The 23,536-nt window shown below is 67.4% G+C and carries 17 protein-coding genes; 3 read left to right on the top strand and 14 right to left on the bottom strand.

From position 1 onward, the window contains the following. Positions 1-310: 310 nt before the first annotated feature. The 8 genes from ACP7A5_RS04495 to ACP7A5_RS04460 form a co-directional block, all read right to left on the bottom strand. Positions 311-745, bottom strand: a complete 435-nt coding sequence (locus tag ACP7A5_RS04495) for a hypothetical protein (RefSeq protein ID WP_426040784.1) — start codon at positions 743-745, stop codon at positions 311-313. 53 nt (positions 746-798) lie between these two features. Then, positions 799-3,882, bottom strand: coding sequence for a discoidin domain-containing protein (locus ACP7A5_RS04490; protein WP_426040783.1), 3,084 nt, complete (start codon positions 3,880-3,882; stop codon positions 799-801). 251 nt (positions 3,883-4,133) lie between these two features. Further along, a complete protein-coding gene (locus tag ACP7A5_RS04485; RefSeq protein ID WP_426040782.1) occupies positions 4,134-4,949 on the bottom strand; it encodes a carbohydrate ABC transporter permease in 816 nt (271 codons plus the stop codon). Beyond that, positions 4,946-5,836 carry a carbohydrate ABC transporter permease gene (locus ACP7A5_RS04480; RefSeq protein WP_426040781.1) on the bottom strand — a complete coding sequence of 297 codons (891 nt, stop codon included), beginning with the start codon at positions 5,834-5,836 and terminating at the stop codon, positions 4,946-4,948. The genes ACP7A5_RS04485 and ACP7A5_RS04480 overlap by 4 nt, the downstream gene beginning before the upstream one ends. Continuing rightward, positions 5,833-7,089, bottom strand: a complete 1,257-nt coding sequence (locus ACP7A5_RS04475) for an extracellular solute-binding protein (protein WP_426040780.1) — start codon at positions 7,087-7,089, stop codon at positions 5,833-5,835. The genes ACP7A5_RS04480 and ACP7A5_RS04475 overlap by 4 nt, the downstream gene beginning before the upstream one ends. After that, positions 7,086-8,522, bottom strand: a complete 1,437-nt coding sequence (locus ACP7A5_RS04470; RefSeq protein ID WP_426040779.1) for a glucoamylase family protein — start codon at positions 8,520-8,522, stop codon at positions 7,086-7,088. Before ACP7A5_RS04470 ends, ACP7A5_RS04475 begins: the two co-directional genes overlap by 4 nt. 92 nt (positions 8,523-8,614) lie before the next feature. Next, positions 8,615-11,620: a TonB-dependent receptor gene (locus ACP7A5_RS04465; RefSeq protein WP_426040778.1), complete on the bottom strand. Its 3,006-nt coding sequence runs from the start codon at positions 11,618-11,620 to the stop codon at positions 8,615-8,617. Further along, positions 11,617-12,657 (bottom strand): LacI family DNA-binding transcriptional regulator, encoded by a 1,041-nt coding sequence (locus ACP7A5_RS04460; RefSeq protein ID WP_426040777.1) that lies wholly within the window; start codon positions 12,655-12,657, stop codon positions 11,617-11,619. The genes ACP7A5_RS04465 and ACP7A5_RS04460 overlap by 4 nt, the downstream gene beginning before the upstream one ends. A gap of 269 nt (positions 12,658-12,926) precedes the next feature. Here ACP7A5_RS04460 and ACP7A5_RS04455 point away from each other — a divergent pair, with 269 nt between their 5' ends. Next, positions 12,927-14,273, top strand: coding sequence for a GH1 family beta-glucosidase (locus ACP7A5_RS04455; RefSeq protein WP_426040776.1), 1,347 nt, complete (start codon positions 12,927-12,929; stop codon positions 14,271-14,273). Between the two features lie 132 nt (positions 14,274-14,405). Here ACP7A5_RS04455 and ACP7A5_RS04450 read toward each other — a convergent pair whose 3' ends face one another. Then, entirely contained in the window at positions 14,406-15,932 is a 1,527-nt protein-coding gene (locus ACP7A5_RS04450) for a carboxylesterase/lipase family protein (RefSeq protein ID WP_426040775.1), read from the bottom strand. A gap of 98 nt (positions 15,933-16,030) precedes the next feature. On the opposite strand from ACP7A5_RS04450, the gene ACP7A5_RS04445 reads away from it, so the two are divergent. Then, positions 16,031-17,530, top strand: coding sequence for an HWE histidine kinase domain-containing protein (locus ACP7A5_RS04445; protein ID WP_426040774.1), 1,500 nt, complete (start codon positions 16,031-16,033; stop codon positions 17,528-17,530). Between the two features lie 4 nt (positions 17,531-17,534). Next, entirely contained in the window at positions 17,535-17,912 is a 378-nt protein-coding gene (locus tag ACP7A5_RS04440) for a response regulator (protein ID WP_303695458.1), read from the top strand. On the opposite strand, the gene ACP7A5_RS04435 is transcribed toward ACP7A5_RS04440, so the two are convergent. The 5 genes from ACP7A5_RS04435 to secD form a co-directional block, all read right to left on the bottom strand. Continuing rightward, a complete protein-coding gene (locus tag ACP7A5_RS04435) occupies positions 17,884-19,482 on the bottom strand; it encodes a phytoene desaturase family protein (protein ID WP_426040773.1) in 1,599 nt (532 codons plus the stop codon). The two genes, ACP7A5_RS04440 and ACP7A5_RS04435, sit on opposite strands and share 29 nt — an antisense overlap. Beyond that, entirely contained in the window at positions 19,482-20,114 is a 633-nt protein-coding gene (locus ACP7A5_RS04430; RefSeq protein WP_426040772.1) for a squalene/phytoene synthase family protein, read from the bottom strand. Before ACP7A5_RS04430 ends, ACP7A5_RS04435 begins: the two co-directional genes overlap by 1 nt. Next, positions 20,107-20,724 (bottom strand): hypothetical protein, encoded by a 618-nt coding sequence (locus tag ACP7A5_RS04425; RefSeq protein WP_426040771.1) that lies wholly within the window; start codon positions 20,722-20,724, stop codon positions 20,107-20,109. Before ACP7A5_RS04425 ends, ACP7A5_RS04430 begins: the two co-directional genes overlap by 8 nt. A gap of 196 nt (positions 20,725-20,920) precedes the next feature. Continuing rightward, complete coding sequence (secF, locus tag ACP7A5_RS04420) at positions 20,921-21,904, bottom strand: protein translocase subunit SecF (protein ID WP_426040770.1); 984 nt, start codon at positions 21,902-21,904, stop codon at positions 20,921-20,923. Next, positions 21,901-23,505, bottom strand: a complete 1,605-nt coding sequence (gene secD / locus ACP7A5_RS04415; protein ID WP_426040769.1) for a protein translocase subunit SecD — start codon at positions 23,503-23,505, stop codon at positions 21,901-21,903. Before secD ends, secF begins: the two co-directional genes overlap by 4 nt. Between the last annotated feature and the right edge of the window lie 31 nt (positions 23,506-23,536).

Below are 23,536 nucleotides of genomic sequence, written 5' to 3'. Positions count from 1 at the left end.
TGTCATCTTGCGACCCTTCCTTGCCAGTGCGGGATCCAGGTCCCGTGCAACTGTTCGGGTTTGGAAGATCACAGCCTGACCCAGGCTCACCCACGGCCTCAAAGGGCCAAGGGGCACACGGGTTCAAGGCCGCGGCGGGCGGCCGCGCGAACAGCCGCCCGCATCCGCACTCTACAATGAAAGCAAAGACACAAGGGGTGACGCTGGTCCAACCGGTGAGTGCTGCCCGCCCTCATTTCAGCCGCCCGCGTGACCCCTCATCCGTCAGCCTTCGGCTGCCACCTTCTCCCGCAAGGGGAGAAGGAAACCGTCAGCGCTTCCTGAAGCGGGCCGCCTCGGCCGCCATGCCGGCGCCCCAGTCGCTCTTCTCTTCGGCGGGCTCAGGGACGAACGCCGCTTCCGGCAGGCTTCCCGCCACGCCGCGCATCGCCAGGGCCAGCGGCTCGGCCAAGACCGCCAGCATCCGCAGCGGCTTGCGCCTGGCGTCACGAACGTCCCAGCCCTCGGCCTCGAACAGATCCGCCTGGTCGGTCGGAGACAGGCGTTCGATCCCGTCCCAGTCGTCGGGACGCGCCGCGTCCTCGGCCTGTTCCCCCGTCAGGCCGAACACGGCGACCAGCACCTCGTCGACCTCTGGAAACTCGTCGCGGCGCGAAGGATCCGCATAGCCGGGCTTCATCAACACCCTCGCTTCGAGGTCGGCGACGCCGGGCAGGTCGAGGAGGCGGCGGAGGGTCTGTGTCATCTGGACGATCTATCCCCTCCCCGCGCCCCGGAAAAGTGGATGGGCGAAAAGCGTCAGCGCAACTCGACCCGCCGCGCACCCGCCGGGATCACCAGTTCGCGGCCCTTCCATTCGCCGCTGCGCCCGTCGATGCGGATGCGGGCGGGCAGGTCCTGCCCCTCGGGCCATTGCAGGACGAAACCGCCCGGCGGCGTCACCCCGGGCGACAGCGTCAGGGTGGTCAATCCGGCCCGACGAAGCAGGGCGTAGGTCAGCGGCCCATAGGGCGTGCGGACGTCCCGGACGCCCACGCCCGTCGCACTGTCGATCCAGCTCATCGGCAGGCCGGCGGCGAGCACCAGGGCGTAATCCTCGTCCCGATCGTAGACGAACAGGTCCAGCGCCGAACGGATATAGTCCGAACTGATCCAGGCGTGCGGCATGTCGCCGATAAAGCGCGGCTCGCGCAGGTCGCGGCCGACCACCTCGGCCCAGCCGTTCCAGGCCTGTGGCCGGCGGTCGGCGAAGAAGAAGTCCAGCGCCGCCATCGCCCGGTCGCGCTGGCCCAGTCGCACGAAGGCCCCGACATTCCTCAACTCATACGGAGTGTAGTCCCGCCACGCCGCGCGGTTAGCCTGGCGCGCCGTGAAGTTCTCCCAGTATTTCTCGAAGGTCCGGATCAGCAGGCCCTGCGGCAGCTCGGCCCGCAGACCGCCCGGTGACAGGCCGATGGTCGTGGAGGTGGCGTCGAAATCGCCCCGGTCGGCCGCGCCGGCGATCCAGTCGATGCGGTGATGGATGGCCGTGCCGGTGATGGAGGCGGTGACGTCCGCCGAGAACTCCGCCCGCGCGGCCGCGAACCGTTCGGCCGCCGCGGTCTCGCCGAGGGCCTCCGCGATCTCGATGGCGTCGCGGTAGCCGAGCAGACCCCAGAAGTCGTCCCAGTACGACCAGGCCGCCCGGTCCGAATAGCCCTCGTGGCTGATGGACGGCGGCAACAGGCCGTAGAAGTGGCGCGTCGCGGACGTCCGGTTCGCCTCGGTACGCGTCGACGCCCGCAGCGTATCCATATAGCCGATCGCGGCCTGCACCTGCGGCCAGACGGCGCGCAACTGGGTCAGGTCGCCGGTGTAGCGATACGTCTCGGCGGCGAGGAAGACGAACTCGCCGTGGCTGTCGTTCTCGGGCACCGGATCGGCGCCCCGGCTGTCGACGCAGCACGGGACCTTGCCGTTGTCGAAGACATAGGGGGCGTACCAGCGAAGATAGTCCTGCGACAGCGAGGCATGTCCCAGCCGGTTCAGCCCCTCGGCCATCATGGCCCCGTCGCGGATCCATGAGCGGTTGTAGCTGCGCGTGCCGGGCTGCAGGGCCGGACCCTGACGCGACATCAGCATGTGGGCCAGCGAGGTCTTCATCGTGTCCTCAATCCGCTGACCCTCGGGCGGCATGACCAGGTCGAACCGGTCCAGCTTCTCGCGCCAGCCGTCGGCGACGCGGTGCTGCACCGTATCGAACGCCGCCTCGACCGAGGCGGTCGCCGGCAGGGCTGGACGCGGACCGTCCAGCGCCGAGACCCAGCCGAATGTCCGCGTCTCGCCCGGAAGCAGCCTCACCGAATAGAGCATGGCCCCCGCCATCAGACCGGTCCGGTCGGACTCCACCGCTGCATCGCGGGGCCCGTCGGGCCCACGCGCCAGCAGGCTCTGCGGATCAGCCCCCGAGGCGAAGGTCGCCAGCCGAACCTCGTCGGGCGCGACCAGCGGATGGATCCGCAACGCATCGTCCAGCACCAGCTCCGCGCCGGTCCACTGCATCTGGAGGATGGGCGCCGCGCCGCCGGGCACGGCCAGGAACTGAACCGGCCCGTTGACCTGCATCGGCCGCGCAGCGAGCGCCAGCGTCAGGGTCCGCTCCTGGGCCGAGGTGTTCGTCAGATCATAGCGCCCATAGAGCGCCGCCGCGTCGGGCGACCCCTCGGCCATGGCCGTGACCTTCAGGGTCCAGTCATCCCGGGTCCAGGTCACGGTCGGGATCGGCAGGTCGTCCTCGACCAGGGCCTGATCGATGCGCGCATCCGCCCAGGTCACCAGCCGGCCGTTGTCCAGCACAAAGGGTTCGATCGACGGCCCGCCGCGCTTCAGCTCGATGGCGCCATCCTCGGAGATCAGCCCGCTCTCGCCGCCGCCGTCGACGCCGACGAGCGTCCAGTAGGGCTGCTCGCCGCGGAAGCCGCGCGGATAGAGACCGCGACGGCTCTGGCCTGCAATCGCGGTCATGAAGGCGGTCTCGTCGGCGCCGAACGCCAGCGGTTCGATGCGCAGATCGGCCAGCGCATAGGCGGTCGCCGCCGCTGCGGCCATGCCGAAGCCCGCGCCCATCTGACCCGAGCCCGGCCCGGTCTGCGGGGTCGTCAGGTCCAGCCGCAGCCAGCGGGCCGAGGCTTCCGGCGTGCGGATCCAGTCCGTCCCGCCGTCGCCGTCCTGGACCCTGGCGATCTCATGCCACTGGCGGCGGTCGCCGGAGGCCATGAGGCGATAGGCCGACGCCGCCTTGCCGTCGGCCCAGCGCAGGGTGAGGCCGCCGAACTCACGCTCGTAGCCGAGATCGAGCGTCAGGGACTGTTCGCCCGCCCCGGCCGTGCGCCATTCGGTGGCAGGGTCCTCGTCCACGGCCAGGGCTGCGACCGACAGGCCGTCTTCGCTCGTCGCCCCGGCCAAAGGGCGCGGCGGGACGGACGGCTCCGGCGGCAGGGTGCGCAGGGTCAGGTCGTCGATCTCGATAAAGCCCCTGCCGCCCTCTCCGGCCGTGACGACGAACTCGACCCGCTCGGCGCCGCGGAACGTCCGGTCGGGGTTGGGCCCCCAGGCCCAGGCGACCTGCCGCTTCTTGATCGTGAACAGGGTCCAGCCGTCCGGGAAGGCGTAGCGGGTGGTCTGGCGCCAGTGGACGTTCTCGCCGCTCGCGTCCGTGAACTTGACCTCGAAGGTGTTGGTCGGCCCCTCGCCCCTAACCCGGAACGTGATCTCGTAGTTCCCGGGCGCCTCGAACGACAGGTCGCGCGCGGCGAAGGCGTAGCCCGACCGGCCATTGAAATCATAGTCCAGCCGCAGTGCGTCGCCGCGATGGCCCGCGATGGACGACAGGGTCGAGGTCACGTCGGTCGAGGCGTCGGCGCTCCAGGGCGACAGGTCCTCGAACGCATCCAGCGTCCGCGTCGACTGGGCCTGGACGGGCGCAGCGATCAGGACAGCGGCGATGAGGCCTATTCCTCCCCCAACGGGGGAGGTAGCGCGGCGCCGCTTTGGGCCGTGACGGAGGGGGGTTGCCGCGAACCCGGTGTCTGGGGCCGGCCCCCTCCACCACGTCGTGGTTCCCCTCCCCCAACGGGGGAGGAATAAGAACATACTCAACCCTTCACACTCCCGGCCAGCATGCCGCGGATGTAGAACCGTTGCAGCGCCAGGAACAGGATCAGCACCGGCGCCACGGTGATGACGGCGCTCGCCATCATCAGTTCGATATCCTGCACATGCTCGCGCGACAGGGCCGCCAGCGCGACCGGCAAGGTATAGTTCGACTGGTCGGTCAGGATGATCAGCGGCCACAGGAAGTCGTTCCAGCTGCCGAGAAAGACGAACAGGCCCAGCGTCACAAGGATCGGCGTCAGGGTCGGCAGGACGATGCGGCGGAAGATCTGGCCCTCGCTGGCGCCGTCTATGCGCGCGGCCTCCAGCATCTCGTCGGGGATCGACAGGGCGTACTGGCGCACCAGGAACAGGCCGAAGATCGAGGCCAGCCACGGCACCAGCGCCCCGGCGTAGGTGTTCACCAGCCCCATCGACTTCAGCATCAGGAACAGCGGCAGGGTGCCGATCTGGGCCGGAATGACCAGGGCGCCGATCAGCAGCTGGAACAGCCGGTCCCGGCCCTTGAAGGTCAGCTTGGCGAAGGCGTAGCCGGCGGGCACGGTGAAGGCCAGGGCCAGCATCGTCGCCAGGGTGGCGAGCGCGAAACTGTTCCACATGTAGCGGCCCATGCCCTGGTTCACGAACAGGTCGCGGTAATGCTCCAGCGTCCAGCGGCTGGGCAGCAGCGGCGGCGGGAAGACGGCGGCCTCGCCGGTCGACATGAAGCTGACCGACAGCATCCACAGCAGGGGAAACAGGACGATCAGCCCGATCAGGGCCACGCCGATGTTCAACAGGATCACGCGGGGCATCATGTGTGATCTCCGCCCAGCCGCCGCGATACGGCCAGCTGCACCAGGGTCACCGCGAAGATGCACAGGAACAGGATGAAGGCGACGGCCGAGGCGGATCCCAGATTCCACCATTTGAAGCCCTCTTCGTACATGAAGTAGAGCACCGTCACGGTCGACTGGGCCGGTCCGCCCTGCGTCATGACATAGGGTTCGGCGAACAGCTGGAAGAAGCCGGCCACCGAGATGATCGAGACCAGCAGCAGCGTGGGCGCGATGGCCGGAAGGGTCACATGCCGGAACCGGCTCCACGGTCCCGCCCCGTCAATGCGCGCGGCCTCGTAGAGGTCGTCGGGCACGGTCTGCAGCACCGCCAGGAAGATCAGCATATTATAGCCGAAGATCTTCCACACCACGAAGATCAGGATGGCCGGGATCGAGGTGTCGGGGTTGCCCAGCCAGTCGACGGAGGGCAGGCCCACACTGGTCAGGGCCCAGTTGATGACGCCGTAACGGGTGTGCAGCAGATAGTTCCACAGCACCGCCGTGGCGACGAGCGTCGTCACATAGGGCGCGAAGAACATGACCCGCCAGACGGGCCGCCATTTGATCGTCCGCGCGTTCAGGATCACCGCCGCCGCCAGCGAGGCGCCGATGGCCAGCGGCACACCCAGCACGCTGAACCAGACGGTGTTCTTCATCGCCTGCCAGAACAGCGGATTGGTCAGCAGCCGCTCGTAGTTCTGCAGGCCCACGAACCTCATGTTGCCGAGATCGGCCAGCGCATAGATATCGAAGTCGGTCAGGCTGAGCAGCAGCGACGACACGACCGGCACGACGAAGAAGACCGCGATGGCGATCAGCGACGGAGCCACAAAGCCCCAGGCGGCGCGTTCCCGGCGAGAGATCATGCCGCTCGGCCCTGTTCGATCATCCAGCGGCGCTTTTCCAGCAGACGGTCGGCGCGGCGGTCGATCTCGGCGCCGGCCTGCTGGACCGTGAATTCGCCGCGCACCATCCGTTCGGCGACGATCTGCATTTCTGTGACGATCCGCTCCCACTCAGGGACCTTGGGCACGGCCCTGGCGCGCGCCAGCTGGCCGTTGAAGGCGGTCACATAGGGGTCGGACGCCACTTTCGGCGCGGCCCAGGCCGAGGGACGCGCCGGCAGGTCGCCGGTGATGACGTTGAAGCGCGCCTGGACCGCCGGATCGGACAGATAGCGCACCAGTTTCCAGGCCGCGTCCTGATGCGGCGAAGAGCGGAACACGGCCAGCGATGACCCGCCGGGCGCCGAGGCTCCGGGGCCGGTGGGACCGGGCACGCCGGCCGTGGTCCAGTGCGGCTGGATCTCGGCGGGTAGCCGGCTCTTCATGTCGCCGATGGTCCAGGGGCCGGAGAAGTAGAAGCTGAAATAGCCGCGTGCAAACTCGGTCCAGACGTTCGAGATCTGCGCCGCCGAGGCCAGGGGCGCGAGGCCTTCGTCGAACAGGCTCTTGTAGAAGGCCAGCGCCGCCTGGAAGGACTCGCTGGAGAAGTTGCCGCGCGTGTCCCAGTCGCGGAGCAATGGTTGATCGCCCTGTAGACCGAATGTCAGAAGCTGCTCGAACTCATTGACCGGCAACAGGATTGCGAAATTGCCGTCGCCTGCCACGCGCTTGACCGCATGCATGGCCCGCTTCCACTCGGCCCAGGTCACCGGCATGGCGTCGAAGCCCGCGCGGGCCAGAAGGTCGGTGCGCAGATAGATCAGGCGGGTGTCGACATACCAGGGCGTGGCCATCGCCCGGCCGCCGATCCGGTTGGTCTCCAGCACCGCCGGAAACTGATCCTGCAGCAGGTCGTCGGCGAAGGCGGGCGTCGGCGACAGGGCGCCGATCGCGGCCAGTTCCGCCACCCAGGTATTGCCGATCTGGCTGACGTCCGGCAGCGACGCACCGGCATAGGCGGTCAGCAGCTTCTGGTGCGCGGCGGTCCAGGGCAGAGGCTGGACCACGACCTTGATGCCCGGATTGGCGGCCTCGAACGCCGGCAGGATCTGAGGCGCGTGGGTCGCCTCGTTGCCCATGGCCCAGAAGCTCAGCCGGGTGATCCTGTCGGTCCGCCCGCAACTCGCCAGAGACGCGCCCGCCATCAGCCCCAGGGCGGCGCGGCGATCGATCATGCGTCCAGCCATCCGCCGCTGAACCCGGCCCGCTTCAGACCGCGCGTGACGTTCGGTTCGCCGCGCATATGGCGCCAGACCAGGTCGGAGCGGCCGTTCTCGATCATGATGACGATCGGTCCCTGGTCGATGCCGAGGTAGTCGCTGTCGACCCAGCCCACGCCGGGCACGATGCGGCCATGCTGCAACCGCCCTTCCCGCTCCGTCAGGGTCGGGTTGAACGAGTCGAGGAAGCCCCACTGCGTGTAGATGCCGGCGCCGTAGCGGGACTTCATCGCCTTGAGGGTCGCGGTGACCTCGGCGGGGGCGAAGGGATAGCTGGCCAACGCCGCCGTCGGCGCGATCGTGCCGTCGTCGCGATCGCCCGGTCCACGCGCCGAATAGCTGAAGAACTCACGTTCGCGCGCGTCGATCACCTGTTTGAAATCGCCCGGTCCGTCGCAGGCGGTCAGGCCCCAGACCTCGGCCGAATAGCCGTCCCAGCCGCCCGGATTGGCGACGGCGTAGGCGCGCTGGGCCGCCACCGCGCGCACGCTGTTCTCGAAATAGTCGAAGCCTTCGATCTCGGCCGACTTGGCCCGCATCCAGGCGTCGCGGATGCCGCGATAGTCGACGAACATGTGGCTGTACTGGTGCCCGAACATCGGCGGGAAATGCAGGTGCGCGGGGCCCCGGGTGTCCGACCAGCTCTGGTCATAGACCGAGCACCACTCGTCCCAGACGGCGGGCGGTACCGGATGGGTCGTCGAGCCTATGGCCAGCAGCAGGACCAGCATACCCTCGTTGTAGACATGCCAGTCGGCGGGGATGAAGCCGGTCTCCGGGTGCCAGCCCATGCTGATCCGGCGCGGCCGGATGACGACCCAGTCCCATTCGATCCGGTCGTAGATCGCCTGGCTCAGACGCCGGATCTCGGCTTCCTCCGCGTCGTCCCCGTCGAAAAAGCGGGCGGCGAACAGCATGCCGGCGACCAGCAGGGCGGTGTCCACGGTCGACAGCTCGACCCGGCCGTAGCGGTGACCCGTCCGGCGGTCGAGGAAGTGGTAGAAAAAGCCCTTGTGGCCCGCGACGCCGGTCGCCTCCGGCCCCTGGGGCGCATCGTGGAAGAAACGGACGGTGTTCAGCGTTCGCGTCCGCGCCTCGTCCCGGCTCATCCAGCCGCGCTCGACCCCGACCGGCCAGCAGGTCAGGGCGAACCCGACCGCCGCGACCGAACAGAAGGAGTCAGCCGGCCAGCGGTCCGGCGTCAGCCCGCGCTCGCGGTCGGTGACATGGACGAACCAGTCGAAGGTCCGGCGCTGGAGTTCATCGACTTCGGGGTCCAGCCGTATCGCGCCGCCGGACATGGGCAGGCCCAGGCTCCCACAGGCCGACAGGCCCGCAGGGGCGAAAGCGACGGCCGTAGAGGCCAGAAGAAATCGACGACGGTCCATACTCAGTTACTCTACGCCAACGCCCCCGCGTCGCTCGCAAAAAATATGGCCGCCCCTGTAACCCAGGGACGGCCAGTCTCAGGAGAGAAGGATCAGAAGCTGTAGCGGGCGCCGAACTGGAGGGTCCGGGTCGGGAACAGCACTGACGACGGGTTGCCGAAGTTGGGGGAGCCCTTGTCGCCGTTGAAGCCGGAGTAGTTGTAGAAGTCGAACACGTTGATGGCGTCGACGTACAACTGGAGCTCGCCCGCATCCCACAGGTCGATGGACTTGGTCAGGCGCAGATCCAGATTCCGGTAGGCGAAGGCGGCCGGGATGATGAAGTTGTCCTGCTCCGGATAGGCGCCCGACGGACGGTAGTAGAAGCGCGAACCGGTGCCGTCGAAGACGTTGAACGGCGTGCCCGAACCGAGGGTGAGGATACCCGAAAGCTGGAACCCGGCCGGCAGATCGACGATGCCGTTGGCGACGATGCGGTGGTGCTCGTTGTTCGGCGAGTTCCGCATCGGCGAGGTCGCCACGCTGAAGCAGTCGAAGCAGAAATTATCGTCGCCGCCGTTCTGCTGCGAGTCGGCCCAGGTGTAGGCGACGTTCAGACCCCAGCCGCTTTCACGCGTGTAGTTCTTGTCGAGCTTGACGTAGAGCGCGGTGAACTCGCGTTCCTTGCTGTGATCGCTGACCAGATAGGTGCGGTACGGGTTCGTGCCGCCTGGCGAGCAGAAGCCGCCGTTGTCGCCGAAGCCGTCGCCATTGTTCGGCGCGTTGGGTTCACGGCAGCGGTTCAGATACTGCCAGGTGAATTCGTTCTCGGTCTTGCCGTAGGCCAGGGTGAACTCGGTCTGCCAGTCGCCGAAACGCTGGCGCAGACCCAGGTTGAACTGGTCGGTTCGGGGCGGCTCGAAGTCGTTCTTCAGCAGGAAGGCTTCGCCCCGAGCCGGGATGTTGTTCAACACCGGATCAAGCCCGGCGGCGGTGAAATAGCTGGCCTGCCAGAGGATGGGTTCGGTAGGTCCGCCGTTGGCGACACCTGCGGGCCGGCCCGTGGTCGAGAAGAAGGCGTTGCGGGTGAAGTCGCCCCCCTTGGCCACTTCGTCGAAGACGAAGTTAAAGTTGACGCGGTCATAATAGCGTCCGGCGCCGCCGAAGATGACCGTCTCCCGGTCGCCGAAGACGTCGTAGGAGAAGCCGATGCGCGGCTGGAAGGCCTTGGCGTAGGCGTCGCGGTTGCTGCCGGTCGAGATGTAGTCGTTGACGTTGAACCAGCTGGGCTTGTAGCCGGCCGGCTTGCCGCCGTCGGTCGAGGCGATCCACTGGTTCAGACCCGTCAGTACGTTAGCGGGGGTGACGTAGTCGACGTTGTTGGCGTTGTCCTCGTAGTCCCAGCGGATGCCGAGGTTTATCTCCAGCTGGTCAGTCAGGCGCCAGTCGTCCTGGATGTAGAGCCCGTAGACGTTGTTATCCAGATCGACCGTCGGGAACCGGTTGCCCAGCTGGACCCGGTAGGGAACCGCCGCATTGCCGCTGGCCGTGCCGTTCAGATCGAAGAAGAACTCCGGGTTACGCCCGAATTCCTTGTCGACGACATAGTTCTGGGCCGAGAATTTCACGCCCATCTTCAGGGTGTGGGAGCCGTGGAAATCGATGTCGGTGAAGGTCAGGTCATCCCGGAACGTCATCGTCCGGTCGGTGATGTTCTGGCGGCTGCCCGAACCACCGATATTCAGGATAGAGACGCCGCCGAAGGGGTCGTAGCCGGTTTCGAAGATGCGGAAGCTGGCGCCCCTCGTGTCGAAGTTCGATGCGGTCGGATTGTAGTTGTAGTCGCGATAGTCGATCGAGGCTTCGTTGACGAAGCCCTCGCCCTGCCACTGATAGCGGAGCTGGGCGCTCTTGGTGGTTTGTTGCAGACCCGAGGCGCGCTCGATCGAGTTTGCCCCGCCGACGCCGGTGGTGTCGGCTTCGTCGCGATAGGTCACGCTCAGGTCGAACAGGTGACCCTCGGCCGGCTGGAAGCTCAGTTTGCCGAAGAACAGATCTTCCTCGAACGGCGTCGCAAAGGTGCCGATATATTGGGCGAACTGGGTCTGATACGCGGGCGTCTGGCGGCCCAGGTTGACGGTGGCCGCGCGGTTCTCCTGCTTGTGCTCATAGCTGCCGAAGAAGTGCAGGCGATCCTGGATGATCGGTCCGCCCAGCGCCGCGCCGTACTGCTGTACTTCCAGATCGGCCTCGGTCTGGTTGCGACGACGCGAGAACACGTCCTGTTCGATGAAATCCTGATCGCGATAGGCGCCGAAAATCTCGCCATGGAACTCATTGGTGCCCGAGCGGGTGATGGCCGTGATGATCGCTGACGAGGCCTGTTCGTACTCGGCCTTGAAGTTCTGGGTGATGATCCGGAACTCGCCGATTGCGGCCTGGGGGAAGGGGTTGCCCCGGCTGTCGTCCTGGCCGGCGATGCCGCCGGAGATGACGTTGGACTTCAGGCTGGCGCCGTCGATGAAGGCGTTGATGGCCTCGGCCCGCTGACCGCCCGCGCTGATCGTCACTTCCTGCTCGTTCTGCGAGACCCGAACGCCGGGCGCCAGGGCGGCGAAGTTGAGGAAGTTGCGGTTGATCTGCGGCAGGGTCTGGATCTGCTGCAGCGTGACGTTGGTGGAATTCTCCGGCGTGCGGACTTCGACCAGCCGCCGGCCGGTGACGACGATATCGCCGACGTCGGTCGCGTCATCGCTCACTGCGACTGTGACGGCTCCGACGCTGAGATCCAGGCTGGCGGACTGGGCCACGCCGACGGACACGACATCCGTGGCGACCTGGCCGTCCGCCGTCGTCGCCGTGATCGAATAGGAACCGGGCCGCACGCCCACCAGAGCATAGCTGCCGTCCGCGTTGATCCGGCCACGGTAGGAGAAGCCGGTCGCCGTCTCGCGGGCGACGACTTCGCCGCCGTTCTCCGGCGCATCGCCCTCATAGACCGTGCCCCGGATCGTGGCGTTGGTGGTCTGCGCAGAAGCGGCGCCGGCCGTCATCAGGGTCGCCACGGCCAGGGCCGAAACGGCGCCCAGCGCGCGGGAGCGCAGGGTCATGCGGGTCATTGGGTGTCTCCGTTGAAGGCGATGCTGGATTGGGGACGGCCGCTCGACTGGCGGACGACGAGTGTGGGTAGAATGATTTCGCAGGCGGCGTCGGGCGTCTCCTGCGGGTCGTTAGAGGCGGCGATCAGGGCGACCAGCCGATCCATGGCGCGGCGGCCCGTCTCGGCGATTTCTATGCGCAGGGTGGTCAGGGCTGGCCGGACCAGGGCTGCGATCGGCACGTCGTCGAAACCGACCACGGCGACGTCCTCGGGGCAGCGGACGCCGGCGTCCTGCAACGCCAGAAGGGCGCCGATCGCCGTCATGTCGTTGGCCGCGAAGATCGCATCGGGCCGCACGCCCTCGGCCAGCAGCAGCGCGGTCGCGTCGTGCCCCGAAGCCTGGGTGAACTCGCCGCCGACGATCACCGGGTCGCGGCCTGCGGCGGTCATGGCCTGGACGTATCCGGCCTGACGCTCGCGCGCTTCCAGGTTTCCGGACGGCCCGCCGATGTGGACGATCCGCTCACGTCCCTGGGCCAGCAGGTGCTCGACCGCCGCGACCGCGCCGCCGACATTGTCCACGACCATCGACGGCCGGCTGGCGTCATTCGCCCCGCCGTTCATCAAGAGCACCGGCAGACGCCCCGCGAGGCTGTGCGCCAGATTGGCAGAATCGAGATGGGGCGACAGCACGATCAGCCCGTCGACACGGCCTCGCATCGAACGGATGGCCGCGGCCGCATCCGAGGCGTCGTCGTGCGAACTCGACACGATCAGGTGCAGTCCGTTGGCGCGCGCCGCCACGTCCATGCCCCGGATCAGCTCCGAGAAGAACTCCCCGAACAGGTCCGGCAGGATGACCCCGACCGTGTCGGTGCGGCTGGTCGACAGGCTGCGGGCGCCCGAATGGGGCACATAGGCCAGGGCCTCGACAGCCTCCAGAACCTTCAGCCGGGTCGGCTCGGTGACGGCCCCCGCGCCCGTCAGGACACGGGACACCGAGGCCACGGAAACCCGGGCGCGCTCGGCCACGTCACGGATCGTCGCCGGCTTCACGCCGCGCGTCCCATCGGCGCACGGCCGGCTGAGCTGTGAGTACGGTTGCTATGCACCCAGCGTGTCCTGAAACGTCCCGGCCGTACCGGCCTCCGTTAATCGAAGGTCCGTCGACAAAATTCTGTAATCGGTTACATCGCACACTGGTAATGGGGCCCGCAAGTGCCGTAGTTTGGTCACACCAGACTTTCTGATCCGCGTCGGGCCTGCGGCAACGGTTCCGGCCTCTCCCTCCCCCACCTGCTCGCCTTCCGAACGAAAGCCTTCCAATGAGTACCAACTATCAGTTTCCCGCGGGTTTTTTGTGGGGCGCAGCCACGGCCGCCTATCAGATCGAGGGCTCGTCCATGGCGGACGGCGCGGGGGAATCCATCTGGGACCGGTTCTGCCACATTCCGGGCAATATGAAGGACGGCGACACGGGCGACGTGGCCTGCGACCACTACAATCGCTGGCGCGAGGACGTCGAACTGATGAAGCGGCTGGGTCTGAAGGCCTACCGATTCTCGGTCAGTTGGAGCCGGGTCATGCCGGACGGCACGGGGCGACTGAACGAGGTGGGCCTGCAGTTCTACGATAACCTGATCGACGCCCTGATCGAGGCGGGGATCGAGCCGCTCGTCACACTCTATCACTGGGATCTGCCGGCGGCGCTGGACGACCGGGGCGGCTGGCTGAACCCCGACATCGCCGACTGGTTCGCCGATTATGGCCAAGTCCTGTTCGAGCGTTTCAAGGGGCGGGTGAAGACCTGGGGCACGATCAACGAGCCCTGGGTCATCGTCGACGGCGGCTATCTTCATGGCGTCCTGGCCCCCGGCCACAGGTCCCACTACGAGGCCGTGATCGCCGGCCACAATGTCCTGCGCGCCCACGGCGCCGCCGTTCGCCGCTTCCGCAAAGTCGGTGAAGGCCGGATCGGCATCGTCCTCAACATCGAACCGAAATATCCGGCCAGCAACAGGCCGGAGGACGAGGCCGCGCGCAAACGCGCCGAGGCCCAGATGAACCGCTGGTTCCTCGATCCCCTGATGGGCCGCGGCTACCCGGTCGAACTGCACGACGTCTATGGCGATGCGATGCGCGACTTTCCGGCCGGAGACTTCGACCTGATCGCGACACCGACCGACTGGATGGGCCTCAACTGGTACACCCGCGCGGTGCCCGAGAACGCGCCCGACGCCTGGCCCGTCCGCGCCCGGCCGGTGAAACAGATCCAGCACGCCCATACCGAGACCGGTTGGGAGGTCTATCCCCCGGCCTTCACCGACACCCTGGTCTGGCTGCATGAGCAGACGGGCGGCCTGCCCCTGATGGTCACCGAGAACGGCTCGGCCTGGTACGATCCGCCCCACGCCATCGACGGTCGCATCCAGGATCCGATGCGGGTCGATTATCTGAAGACCCACCTGAAGGCGGTCCACGACGCCATCGGCAGGGGCGTGAAGCTGGAGGGCTATATGGCCTGGTCGCTGCTCGACAATCTCGAATGGTCACTCGGCTATTCGAAGCGGTTCGGCATCACCCACGTCAACTTCCTGACCCAGGAGCGGACGATCAAGGACAGCGGCCTGCTCTACGCCGAGGTGATCCGGACCAACGGGGCCTGTCTCTAGAGCATGATCGTTTCTGGTGGACCCGCTGCGCGGGTCCGACATGAAGCGTGAATCATGCTCTCGCTTAAATCTGGAGCCTGATCCACGGCATCAGCGGAATCGCAAAGCGATTCCACCTCAGCCGATCAGGCTCTAGGGTCGGACGCGCCCGTAGAACCGCTCGATCAGGTCCAGGCGTTCATCGAACGGGACCGCCTTGGCCGCCGGCCCATCGTTGGTGAACTCCAGCAGCCGGTCCGGCGCGGCGCCGAATTCCGGCCAGGCCGGCCGGTCGCCGCCGTTCGGGTCGCCGGCCCTGGCGAATGTGGTCCAGTAGTCGGCCATGGCGGTCGCCGCCCGGTGATCGCGCCCTCCCATCGTCCGCCCGACGGTATCGAGGTTGTCGAAGACATAGGGCCGCTCCGACGCATGGGTCGCCCCGCCGCTGGGCTCCGGGTTGGAGTCCGGCACCACGTCGAAACGGTAGAGGTAAGCCGCGTGTCCGGCCTGCGCATGCAACCGCGCCAGATGCCGCGCCGGCTCGTTGAAGATCAGGTCGCTGACCACATGGGCGTCGTACCCGTCCTGCCCGCCGTAGGCCGCCAGAAGGGCATCGTACTCGGCGTCGGTCATCGCGTCGTCGGTGCGGCCATAGGCGCCGGCGTCCACAGGACGGATCCACCAGAACTCGGCGCTGTTGGTCCCGATGATCAGGGGCACGGGCGCCTGGCGTCCGGCGGCGAAGGCCTCGACCACGTCCTCCGGCACGACCTCGCCGTCGACGATCAGGTTGTCACTGAAGAAGGCTGGCATGGGCGTCAGCAGACGCTCGGCCGGGAGCGCGCGCAGGGCCTCCGCGGCCACATCCGCGCCCAGCCCGGCCGACCGCGCGAAGGCGACGCCCAGCGATTGGGCCGACGGCCGACCCGGCCGATCCCCGGCCATCAACGCCGAGCGTTGCCGACCCAGCCCTGACTGCGCCGCCGCACGGCTGAACAGGCCGCGCGCGGCGGGCGCGACCATCAGATGGGTCACCGCCGCCCCGCCCGCCGACTCGCCGAAGATCGTCACCTGCGCCGGATCGCCCCCGAAGGCGGCGATGTTGTCGCGCACCCACTCCAGGGCCGCGATCTGGTCCATGACGCCATAGTTCCCGGCGGGCTGGCCCGCCGGCCGCTCGGCCGCGAGCGCCGGATGATCGAAGAAGCCCAGCCTCCCCAGCCGGTAGTTGATCGTCACCACCACCACGCAGCGTCGCGCCAGGTTGGCGCCGTCGTAGAGCGCCGCGGTGCCCGAGCCGTTGTTGTACCCGCCGCCGTGAATCCAGACCATCACGGGCAAGGTCCCTGCCCGCTCCGTCGGCGTCCACACGTTCAGGGTCAGACAGTCCTCGCTCGATGGAGGCGGTCCGACGCCGGGATCGCCGTTGGCCGGGGCCTGGACGCAGATCGCTCCGACCGAGCCGGCATCACGGTCGCCTTCCCATGAGGCCGGCGCCTGGGGCGGCATCCACCGCAAGGCCCCGACCGGCGGCGCCGCGAACGGGATCCCCCTGAAGAAATCGACCTCGTCCGCCTGTCGGCCGATCAACCGCCCCTGCGCCACCTGCGCATCCGGGTGGGCCGGCGAAACGGGCACGAGGATCATGAGGATGGCCATGGCGAGACTGGTGAAAGACATGCGGCGATCCTAGCCCCCCGGGCTCGCGACACAATCTTCACGGCGCCGGGAACCGTTCTCCGCGTCAGGCGCTTGCACGGAGCGGGGAGACGCTACGCGTGCGGGAACTTGAACAGGCGACAGACCTTGCGGCGGCCTTCGAGGCGTCGACAAACCCCTACATGCTGCTGACGCCGGACCTGCGCTACGCCGGCATGAATGCCGCCTATCTGTCCGCGGTCGGCATGGCGCGGGAACAGCTGATCGGTCGCCCCATCTTCGATATCTTTGACGGCGGGCCGACTGCGGCCGGGGCGGAGAATGTCCGCCAGCTGCGGGCCTCTTTCGAAAAGGTGCTGACGACCGGCGAACGGGATCACCTGGCGCTGATCCACTACGCCATCCCGGTCACCGGCCCGGACGGCGTGGTCAGCCATGAGGATCGCTACTGGAGCGCCAGCCACACGCCGCTGCACGACGTCGAAGGCCGGATCGTGCTGATCCTCCAGCACACGTCCGACATCACCGAGCTGGAGCGGCTGCGGCGCGCACGGGACGACAGCCCGACCGTCAGCGCGCTGGACATGCTTCTGGGCGGCGGGGTCATGAACCGAGCCCGTGCCGTTCTGGAGGACAATCGCCGCCTCGAGACCGAGCGTAACCGGCTCGTCGAGATGTTCATGCAGGCGCCCGGCTTCGTCGCCATCCTGTCCGGGCCCGACCACGTCTTCCAGATGCACAACGACGCCTATGCCCGCATCGTCGGGCGCAACCACATCGCCGGCAAGTCAATCCGGGAGGCCCTCCCCGACCTGGCCGGCCAGGGCTTCTACGAACGGCTCGATTCCGTCTTCGAGACCGGCGAACCCTATGAGGGAAAGGGCGTCGCCGTCACCTTCCGGCCCGAAGGCGCAGACCGCGAACTGACCCGCAACGTCGATTTCATCTATCAACCCGTCCGGAACCACCACGGGACGGTCGTCGGCATCTTTGTTCAGGGACACGACGTCACGGACGCCGTTGTCGCCGCCCAGCGCCAGCGGCTGATGATCGACGAATTGAATCACCGGGTGAAGAACACCCTCGCCACGATCCAGTCGATCGCCATCCAGACGGCCCGCTCCCATGAGGACCCCAGGACCTTCGCCGAGAGCTTCCAGGCGCGGTTGCTGAGCCTGTCGCACACCCACGACCTCCTGACCCGCAGCCACTGGGAGGGCGCCGATCTCCGCGACGTGCTGGAGCATGAGACCGCGGCCCATGGGACGACCCGAATCGTCCTGAACGGCCCGCCACTGGCGCTCGGTCCGGCAGCGGCGGTGTCGCTGGGTATGATCTTCCACGAACTGGCCACCAATGCCGCCAAGTACGGAGCCTTGTCAGACCCGGACGGCCGCGTGTTCGTCGACTGGACCGTTGCCAACCAGACCAGCCGTATCCTGAGCGTTATCTGGCGCGAGGCCGGCGGCCCACCTGTCTCCTCCCCGACGCGAAAGGGATTCGGCAGCCGGCTGATCGAAAGGAACGTCCGCCACGATCTGGCGGGCGACGTAAAACTCGGCTACGCAAGCGACGGTTTTATAGCGGAATTCTCGATTCCGCTTGATAGGGATATGTAACAGCATGGCTGAAGGTCTGACGGGGCGCCGTATCCTTGTGGTCGAGGACGAGTCCCTGGTCGCCATGCTGCTCGAGACCATCCTGGAAGACATGGGCGCAATCCCGGTCGGCGCCGTCGCGACGGTGGACGAGGCGCTGGATGTCGTGGCCAGCGATCCCCTGCTGGACGCCGCCCTGCTGGATGTGAACGTGGCCGGCCGCGAGGTCTTCCCGGTCGCCGAGGCGCTGAAGGCCAAGGGCATCCCGTTCGTCTTCTCCACCGGCTACGGACAAGGCGGCCTCCCCGACCACTGGCGCGGCCAGTCGACGATCCAGAAACCCTTCACCGAGGACGCGGTCAAGGCGGCCCTGTTCAAGGCCCTGGGCGTCGCCCTCGTCTGAGGTCCTTCAGCACGGCCTTCGCCGCGTTGTGTCCCGGCGCGCCGGTCACGCCTCCCCCCGGATGCGCCCCTGATCCGCACAGATAGAGGCCGGGCACGGGCATCCGGTGGTCGGCATGACCCAGCACCGGCCGGGCGCTGAACAGCTGGTCCAGCGTCAGCCTGCCGTGGAAGATATCCCCCCCGACCAGACCGAAGCGCCGCTCCAGATCGCGCGGCCCCAGCGCCAGCCGCCCCAGCACCGACGCCTTGAAACCGGGCGCATGGGCGTCGACCGTGTCGATCATCAGGTCCGCCACCGTCTCGCGGTGCTCGTCGCCCAGCGCCGGATCGACATGCTGGCAGAACAGGCTGGCTACATGCTGTCCCGGCGGCGCGAGACTATCGTCCAGGGTCGAGGGGATCAGCATCTCGACGATGGGCTGCCTGGACCAGCCGTGCAGCCGCGCCTCGGCATGAGCGCGGTCCATGTAGCCCAGGCTCGGCGCGATGATGATGCCCGCCGTGTGGTGGTCGCCGGGCGTCGGCAGCACCGAAAAGCGCGGCAGTTCCGACAGGGCGACGTTCATCCTGAAGGTGCCGGACCCCGACGCATAGCGGCTCATGCGCTCGGCGAAATCCGCCGGCACAACGGCCGGATCGACCAACCGGTCAAACAGCAGGCGCGGATGAAGGTTCGACACGACCGCCCGACCCCGCACCGTAACGCCCGCCGTCGTCACGGCTCCGACCGCCCTGCCCTTCCCGGTCAGGACCTCCGCCACCTCGGCGTCCAGCCGGATGTCCACGCCCTTTTCACGGCACGCTGCGGCCATGGCCTGGGTGATCGCGCCCATGCCGCCGATGGCGTGGCCCCAGACCCCCTTGCGCCCGTTCACCTCACCGAAAACGTGGTGCAACAGGACATAGGCCGAGCCTGGCGTGTACGGGCTGGCGTAGTTGCCGACGATGCTGTCGAAGCCGAACAGGGCCTTGATCGGATCGCTCTCGAACCAGCCGTCCAGCCAGTCGCCGGCCGACTTGGCGAACAGGTCCAGCACGTCACGCCGCCCCGTCAGATCGAGTCCGCCCAGCCGTTTCGCCAGCAACGCCGACTTCAGCATCTCCGGCAGGGCCTCCAGCCAGCCTCCGGTCGGCAGATTGGGCGGAGTCTCCAGCACCAGCGCCCGCAGCACCGCCGCCACCGACTCCAGTCGCGCCTCGTACTCCGGCAGCCGTTCCGCATCCCGCGCCGAGACCCTTGCCACCTGTCCCTGGGTCCGCCCCTCGCCCGCCGTGAAGTAGTCGCCGTCCAGCGGCAGGAAGTTCGACATCCGCCGTTCGACGATCTTCAGCCCGTGCCGGGCCAGATCCATCTCGGCGACGACCCTCGGGTTCAACAGGCTGACGGTGTAGCTGGCGGTCGAGTTGCGGAATCCGGGATGGAATTCCTCCGTCACCGCCGCCCCGCCGACGACGCCGCGCCGCTCCAGCACCGTGACCTTCAGCCCCCCCCGCGCCAGATAGAAGGCGCAGACCAGACCGTTGTGACCTCCACCCAGGATGACGACGTCGGTTTGGGTCACGGCCATCAGATACGGCCTCTCAGCGTGGCCCAGACGAGCCTCAGGCGCTTGATCGGCTCGGCCACATCCATGGCCAGGGCCGCGTGGGCCACCGCAGGAAAGGCGACCGGCGGCAAGGTCTTCAGCGCACGGTTCGCGGCCGGTCTCAGCGCCGCCGCCTCGTCCCTGCGGCCCACCTGCAACAGACCCCGGACCCGCGCCGCGTCGGCCACGACGAGGTCATGCCCCGGCCCGGCCAGCAGGCGCACGGCCGTCTGCATCGGCCCGACATAGAAGGCGTCCAGGTCGTGCGGCTCGCCGTGCACCCGGTCGATGTGAGCCTCGATCAGGGCGTCGAACGGCGCGCGGTCCAGACTGTGGCGCGCCACCAGATCGGTCAGGGCCTCCAGCACCGGATGCCCCCGTCTGGCCGCGCCCGAGAACACCCCGTCCATCTGCTCGCGCCACCAGGCGTAGCGCATCTCGGCCAGCAGGGGCTGGGTCACCCGCGTGGGGATGCTCATCAGCTCCGCCTCGAAGGCGTAGAGGGCGATCAGGTCCGCGCGCGACTGCGGATCGCCGACGAACCGACTCGACAGCCAGCGGTCGGGATCGGCCTTGCGGACCTGATCGTCGAGACTGTCGGGAGCGTCAGCCAAACAGGGTCTGGTACATCGCCATGGAGGTCAGCATGGGCAGGCTGAGCAGCAGGTTGGTGCGGCTGGCCAGCATGGCCACGCGGGCAGCCTTCGCCTTCTTCTCATCATCGACCACCACGATGCCCAGCGCACGCTTCTGGTTCGGCCAGATGATGCCCCAGACGTTCAGGAACATGACGATGGCCAGCCAGACGCCGACGCCCATCAGGGCGAAGCCCTGATCGCCCTGAACGAGGCCGCCGACGAAGCCGAAGCTCAACACTTCCATCGAATAGACGTGGCCCTTGAGGCCCATGACGGCCAGACCTGCCAGCACCGTGCACAACGCCGACCAGCGGAACCAGAACAGGGCCTCAGGCGCGATATATTTCGAGATCGCCGGCTTCAGCTCGGCCGGGATGGTCGGCATGACGCGGATCTGGACGAAGTTGAAATAGTACAGCAGCCCGATCCACAGGATGCCGAAGCCAACGTGGAACCAGCGGGCCACCGCCTGCCAGAACTGAACCGCGTCCACCTCAGCGATGCGGAAGAAGGCGAAGATCATCACCCCCGCCAGCACGAAGCTGAGCAGAAGCGTGTTCCTGAAATTCGAAAGCAGATTGGCCATGTGTTCGCTCCCCCGAGTCGGTGTTTGACGCCCACCCTACCCTGTCTCCTCCCTGTCGCGAAGCGATGGGGAGGTGGCTCGTAGCGAAGCGAAGAGGCGGAGGGGCTCTTGCCACACGAAGAACCCCTCCGTCAGCTCGCAAAAACTCGCTGCCACCTCCCCATTCGCCAGGCGGCGAACAGGGAGGAGACGATGTCTACGGCCGCGACGCCATGCCCAGCTTGATCGGCTTGGCGTCCTCGGCGATCTCGCCGCGCTTCACGCCCCACAGCAGGATGATCGGCGCCCCGACGTAGATCGAGGAATAGGTGCCGACGACGATGCCGAACATCAGGGCGATGGAGAAGCCGAACAGGGCCTCGCCGCCGAAGAAGGCCAGGGCCGCCAGCACCATGACGGCCGTGATGCCGGTGATGATGGTTCGCGACAAGGTCTCGTTCAGCGACAGGTCGATCACCTCGCGCAGCGGCATGGTCTTGTACTTGCGCAAGTTCTCGCGAAGGCGGTCGAACACCACGACCGTGTCGTTCATCGAATAGCCGATGACGGTCAGGATGGCGGCGACCATGTTCAGGCTGAACTCCAGCTTGAACAGCACGATCAGGCCGAACGTCAGGATGACGTCGTGCAACAGGCCGGCCACGGCGCCGAAGCCGAACTGGGGCTCGAACCGGAACCAGATGTAGGCGAACATCAGCACGATGGCCGAGCCCAGGGCCAGAAGGCCGGAGGTGAACAGTTCGCCCGAGACCTTGGAGCCCACGACGCTGACTCCCGAGTAGGTCACCTCGCCGACGGCGCCGGTGATGGCGCCCTCGACCTGGTTCACGACGGCCGTCTGGTCGCGACCTTCGGGGATCTGGAAGCGCAGGACGGCGGTCGAGCCGTCCTGGACGTTGGTGTCGCGCCGGGCGATGCCCTGCACGCCCACGTCACCGAGCTCCAGCTCGCCCACCGAGCTGCGCACGGCCTCAAGGTCGATCGACTGACCGGCGGGCTTGGCGACTTCAAGCGAGGCGCCGCCCCGGAAGTCGATGCCCATGTTCAGGCCGGGATAGAAGCAGGACACGATCGCCGCCGTGCACAATACGACCGACAGCACGGCCGCATAGCGCGCGTATTTGACGAAGTGGAGGTTCGTCTTCTGCGGCAGGGTCCTGATAAGGGGCCACCAGGTCATCGGGCGGACTCCGCGATCGGAAGGGACTTGGGTTTGGCGATCTTCAGCCAGTAGGCGAGCAGGATCTGCGCCACCAGCACCGACGAGAACACCGAGGTGAACACGCCGATGGTCAGGGTCCAGGCAAAGCCGCGCACCGGACCTGCGCCGAAGATGAACATGATCATCGCCGCCACCAGGGTCGTCAGGTTGGCGTCGATGATCGTGCCCATGGCCTTGTTGAAGCCGGCATCCATCGAAGCGATCACCGACCGCCCGGCCCGCGCTTCGTCGCGCATCCGCTCAAAGATCAGCACGTTGGCGTCAACGGCCACCGCGAAGGTCAGGATCAGGCCGGCGATGCCCGGCAGCGTCAGCGTCGCCTGCGTCAGCGACATGGCCGCCACGATCAATATGCCGTTCAGGATCAGCCCCAGCACCGAGATGCCGCCGAACAGGAAGCCATAGGCCAGCAGCATGAAGGACACGATGATGATGAAGCCGATCATCGTCGACAACGCGCCGGCCTTGACGGCGTCGGCTCCCAGTTCGGCGGTCACGGTCCGGCGTTCCTCGACCGTCAGCGGGGCCGGAAGGGCGCCGCCGTTCAGCAGGTTCACCAGCTCAGACGCTTCCTGGATCGAGAAGTTGCCGGTGATCTGACCGGTACCGCCCGTGATCGCGCCCTGGATCGTCGGCGCCGAGATGACCTTGCCGTCCAGGATGATGGCGAAGGGTTTGCCGATATTGGCAGCCGTCGTCTCGCCGAAGCGGCGCGCGCCCTGGCCGTCGAAACGGAAGTCGATTGCGGGGCGACCCGACTGGTCGGCGCCGACGCCGGCGCGAGTCAGGTTCTCGCCCGAGACCAGCACGCGCTTCTTGACCAGATAAGGCGTGACGCCGTCCGGACCGAGCAGCAGTTGCGAATCCGGCGGAACCCGACCGGCGACCGCGTCCTGAACCGAGTTCTCGGTGTCGACCATCTGGAAGGTCAGCTGCGCCGTCTGGCCGATGACCCGTTCCAGGGCGGCGGGATCGCTCTCGCCCGGCGCCTGGACGACGATACGTTCGGCGCCCTGGCGGGTGATGGAGGGTTCGCGGGTGCCCAGGCTGTCGATACGACGACGCACGACCTCGATGGACTGGTCCACCGCCGTAGCGCCCATGCTGTTCAGCGTCGCCTCGGTGAAGGCCAGGCGAATGCGGTCGGAGCCGACACGCTGCACCTGACGCTCAGCCACGCCGCTGGCGTTCGTCGGGCCGACCAGGGCCTGCAGCGCCGTATAGCCGGCGTCCTGGCGGTTCGGATCAGACAGGGTGATGATCGCGCCACCCGCTTCACGCGAGATCTGGTTGGTGGCGATGCCCGCCTCGCGCAGCGAGACCCGGACGTCCTCGATCAGGTTGTCGACGCGCTTCGCCCGCATCGCGGCCACATCGACTTCCAGCAGCAGATAGGATCCGCCCTGCAGGTCGAGACCCAGGTTGAGGGCGTTCTTCGGCAGCCAGCCCGGCAACGACTCGCGTTGCGCCGGAGACAGGGCGTTGGGGAAGGCCAGCAGCACGCCGAAGACGAGCGCAAGCACGACCAGTATGATCTTCCAGCGCGACAGCTGAATCATGGACGGGGGTTCCGGTTCAGCGAGCGGAGGC

It is taken from the genome of Brevundimonas sp. TWP2-3-4b1 (assembly GCF_049897665.1).
Taxonomy (GTDB): domain Bacteria; phylum Pseudomonadota; class Alphaproteobacteria; order Caulobacterales; family Caulobacteraceae; genus Brevundimonas; species Brevundimonas subvibrioides_B.
The sequence above is the reverse complement of the archived record's forward strand: the minus strand, read 5'-3'. Positions and strand labels throughout refer to the sequence as shown.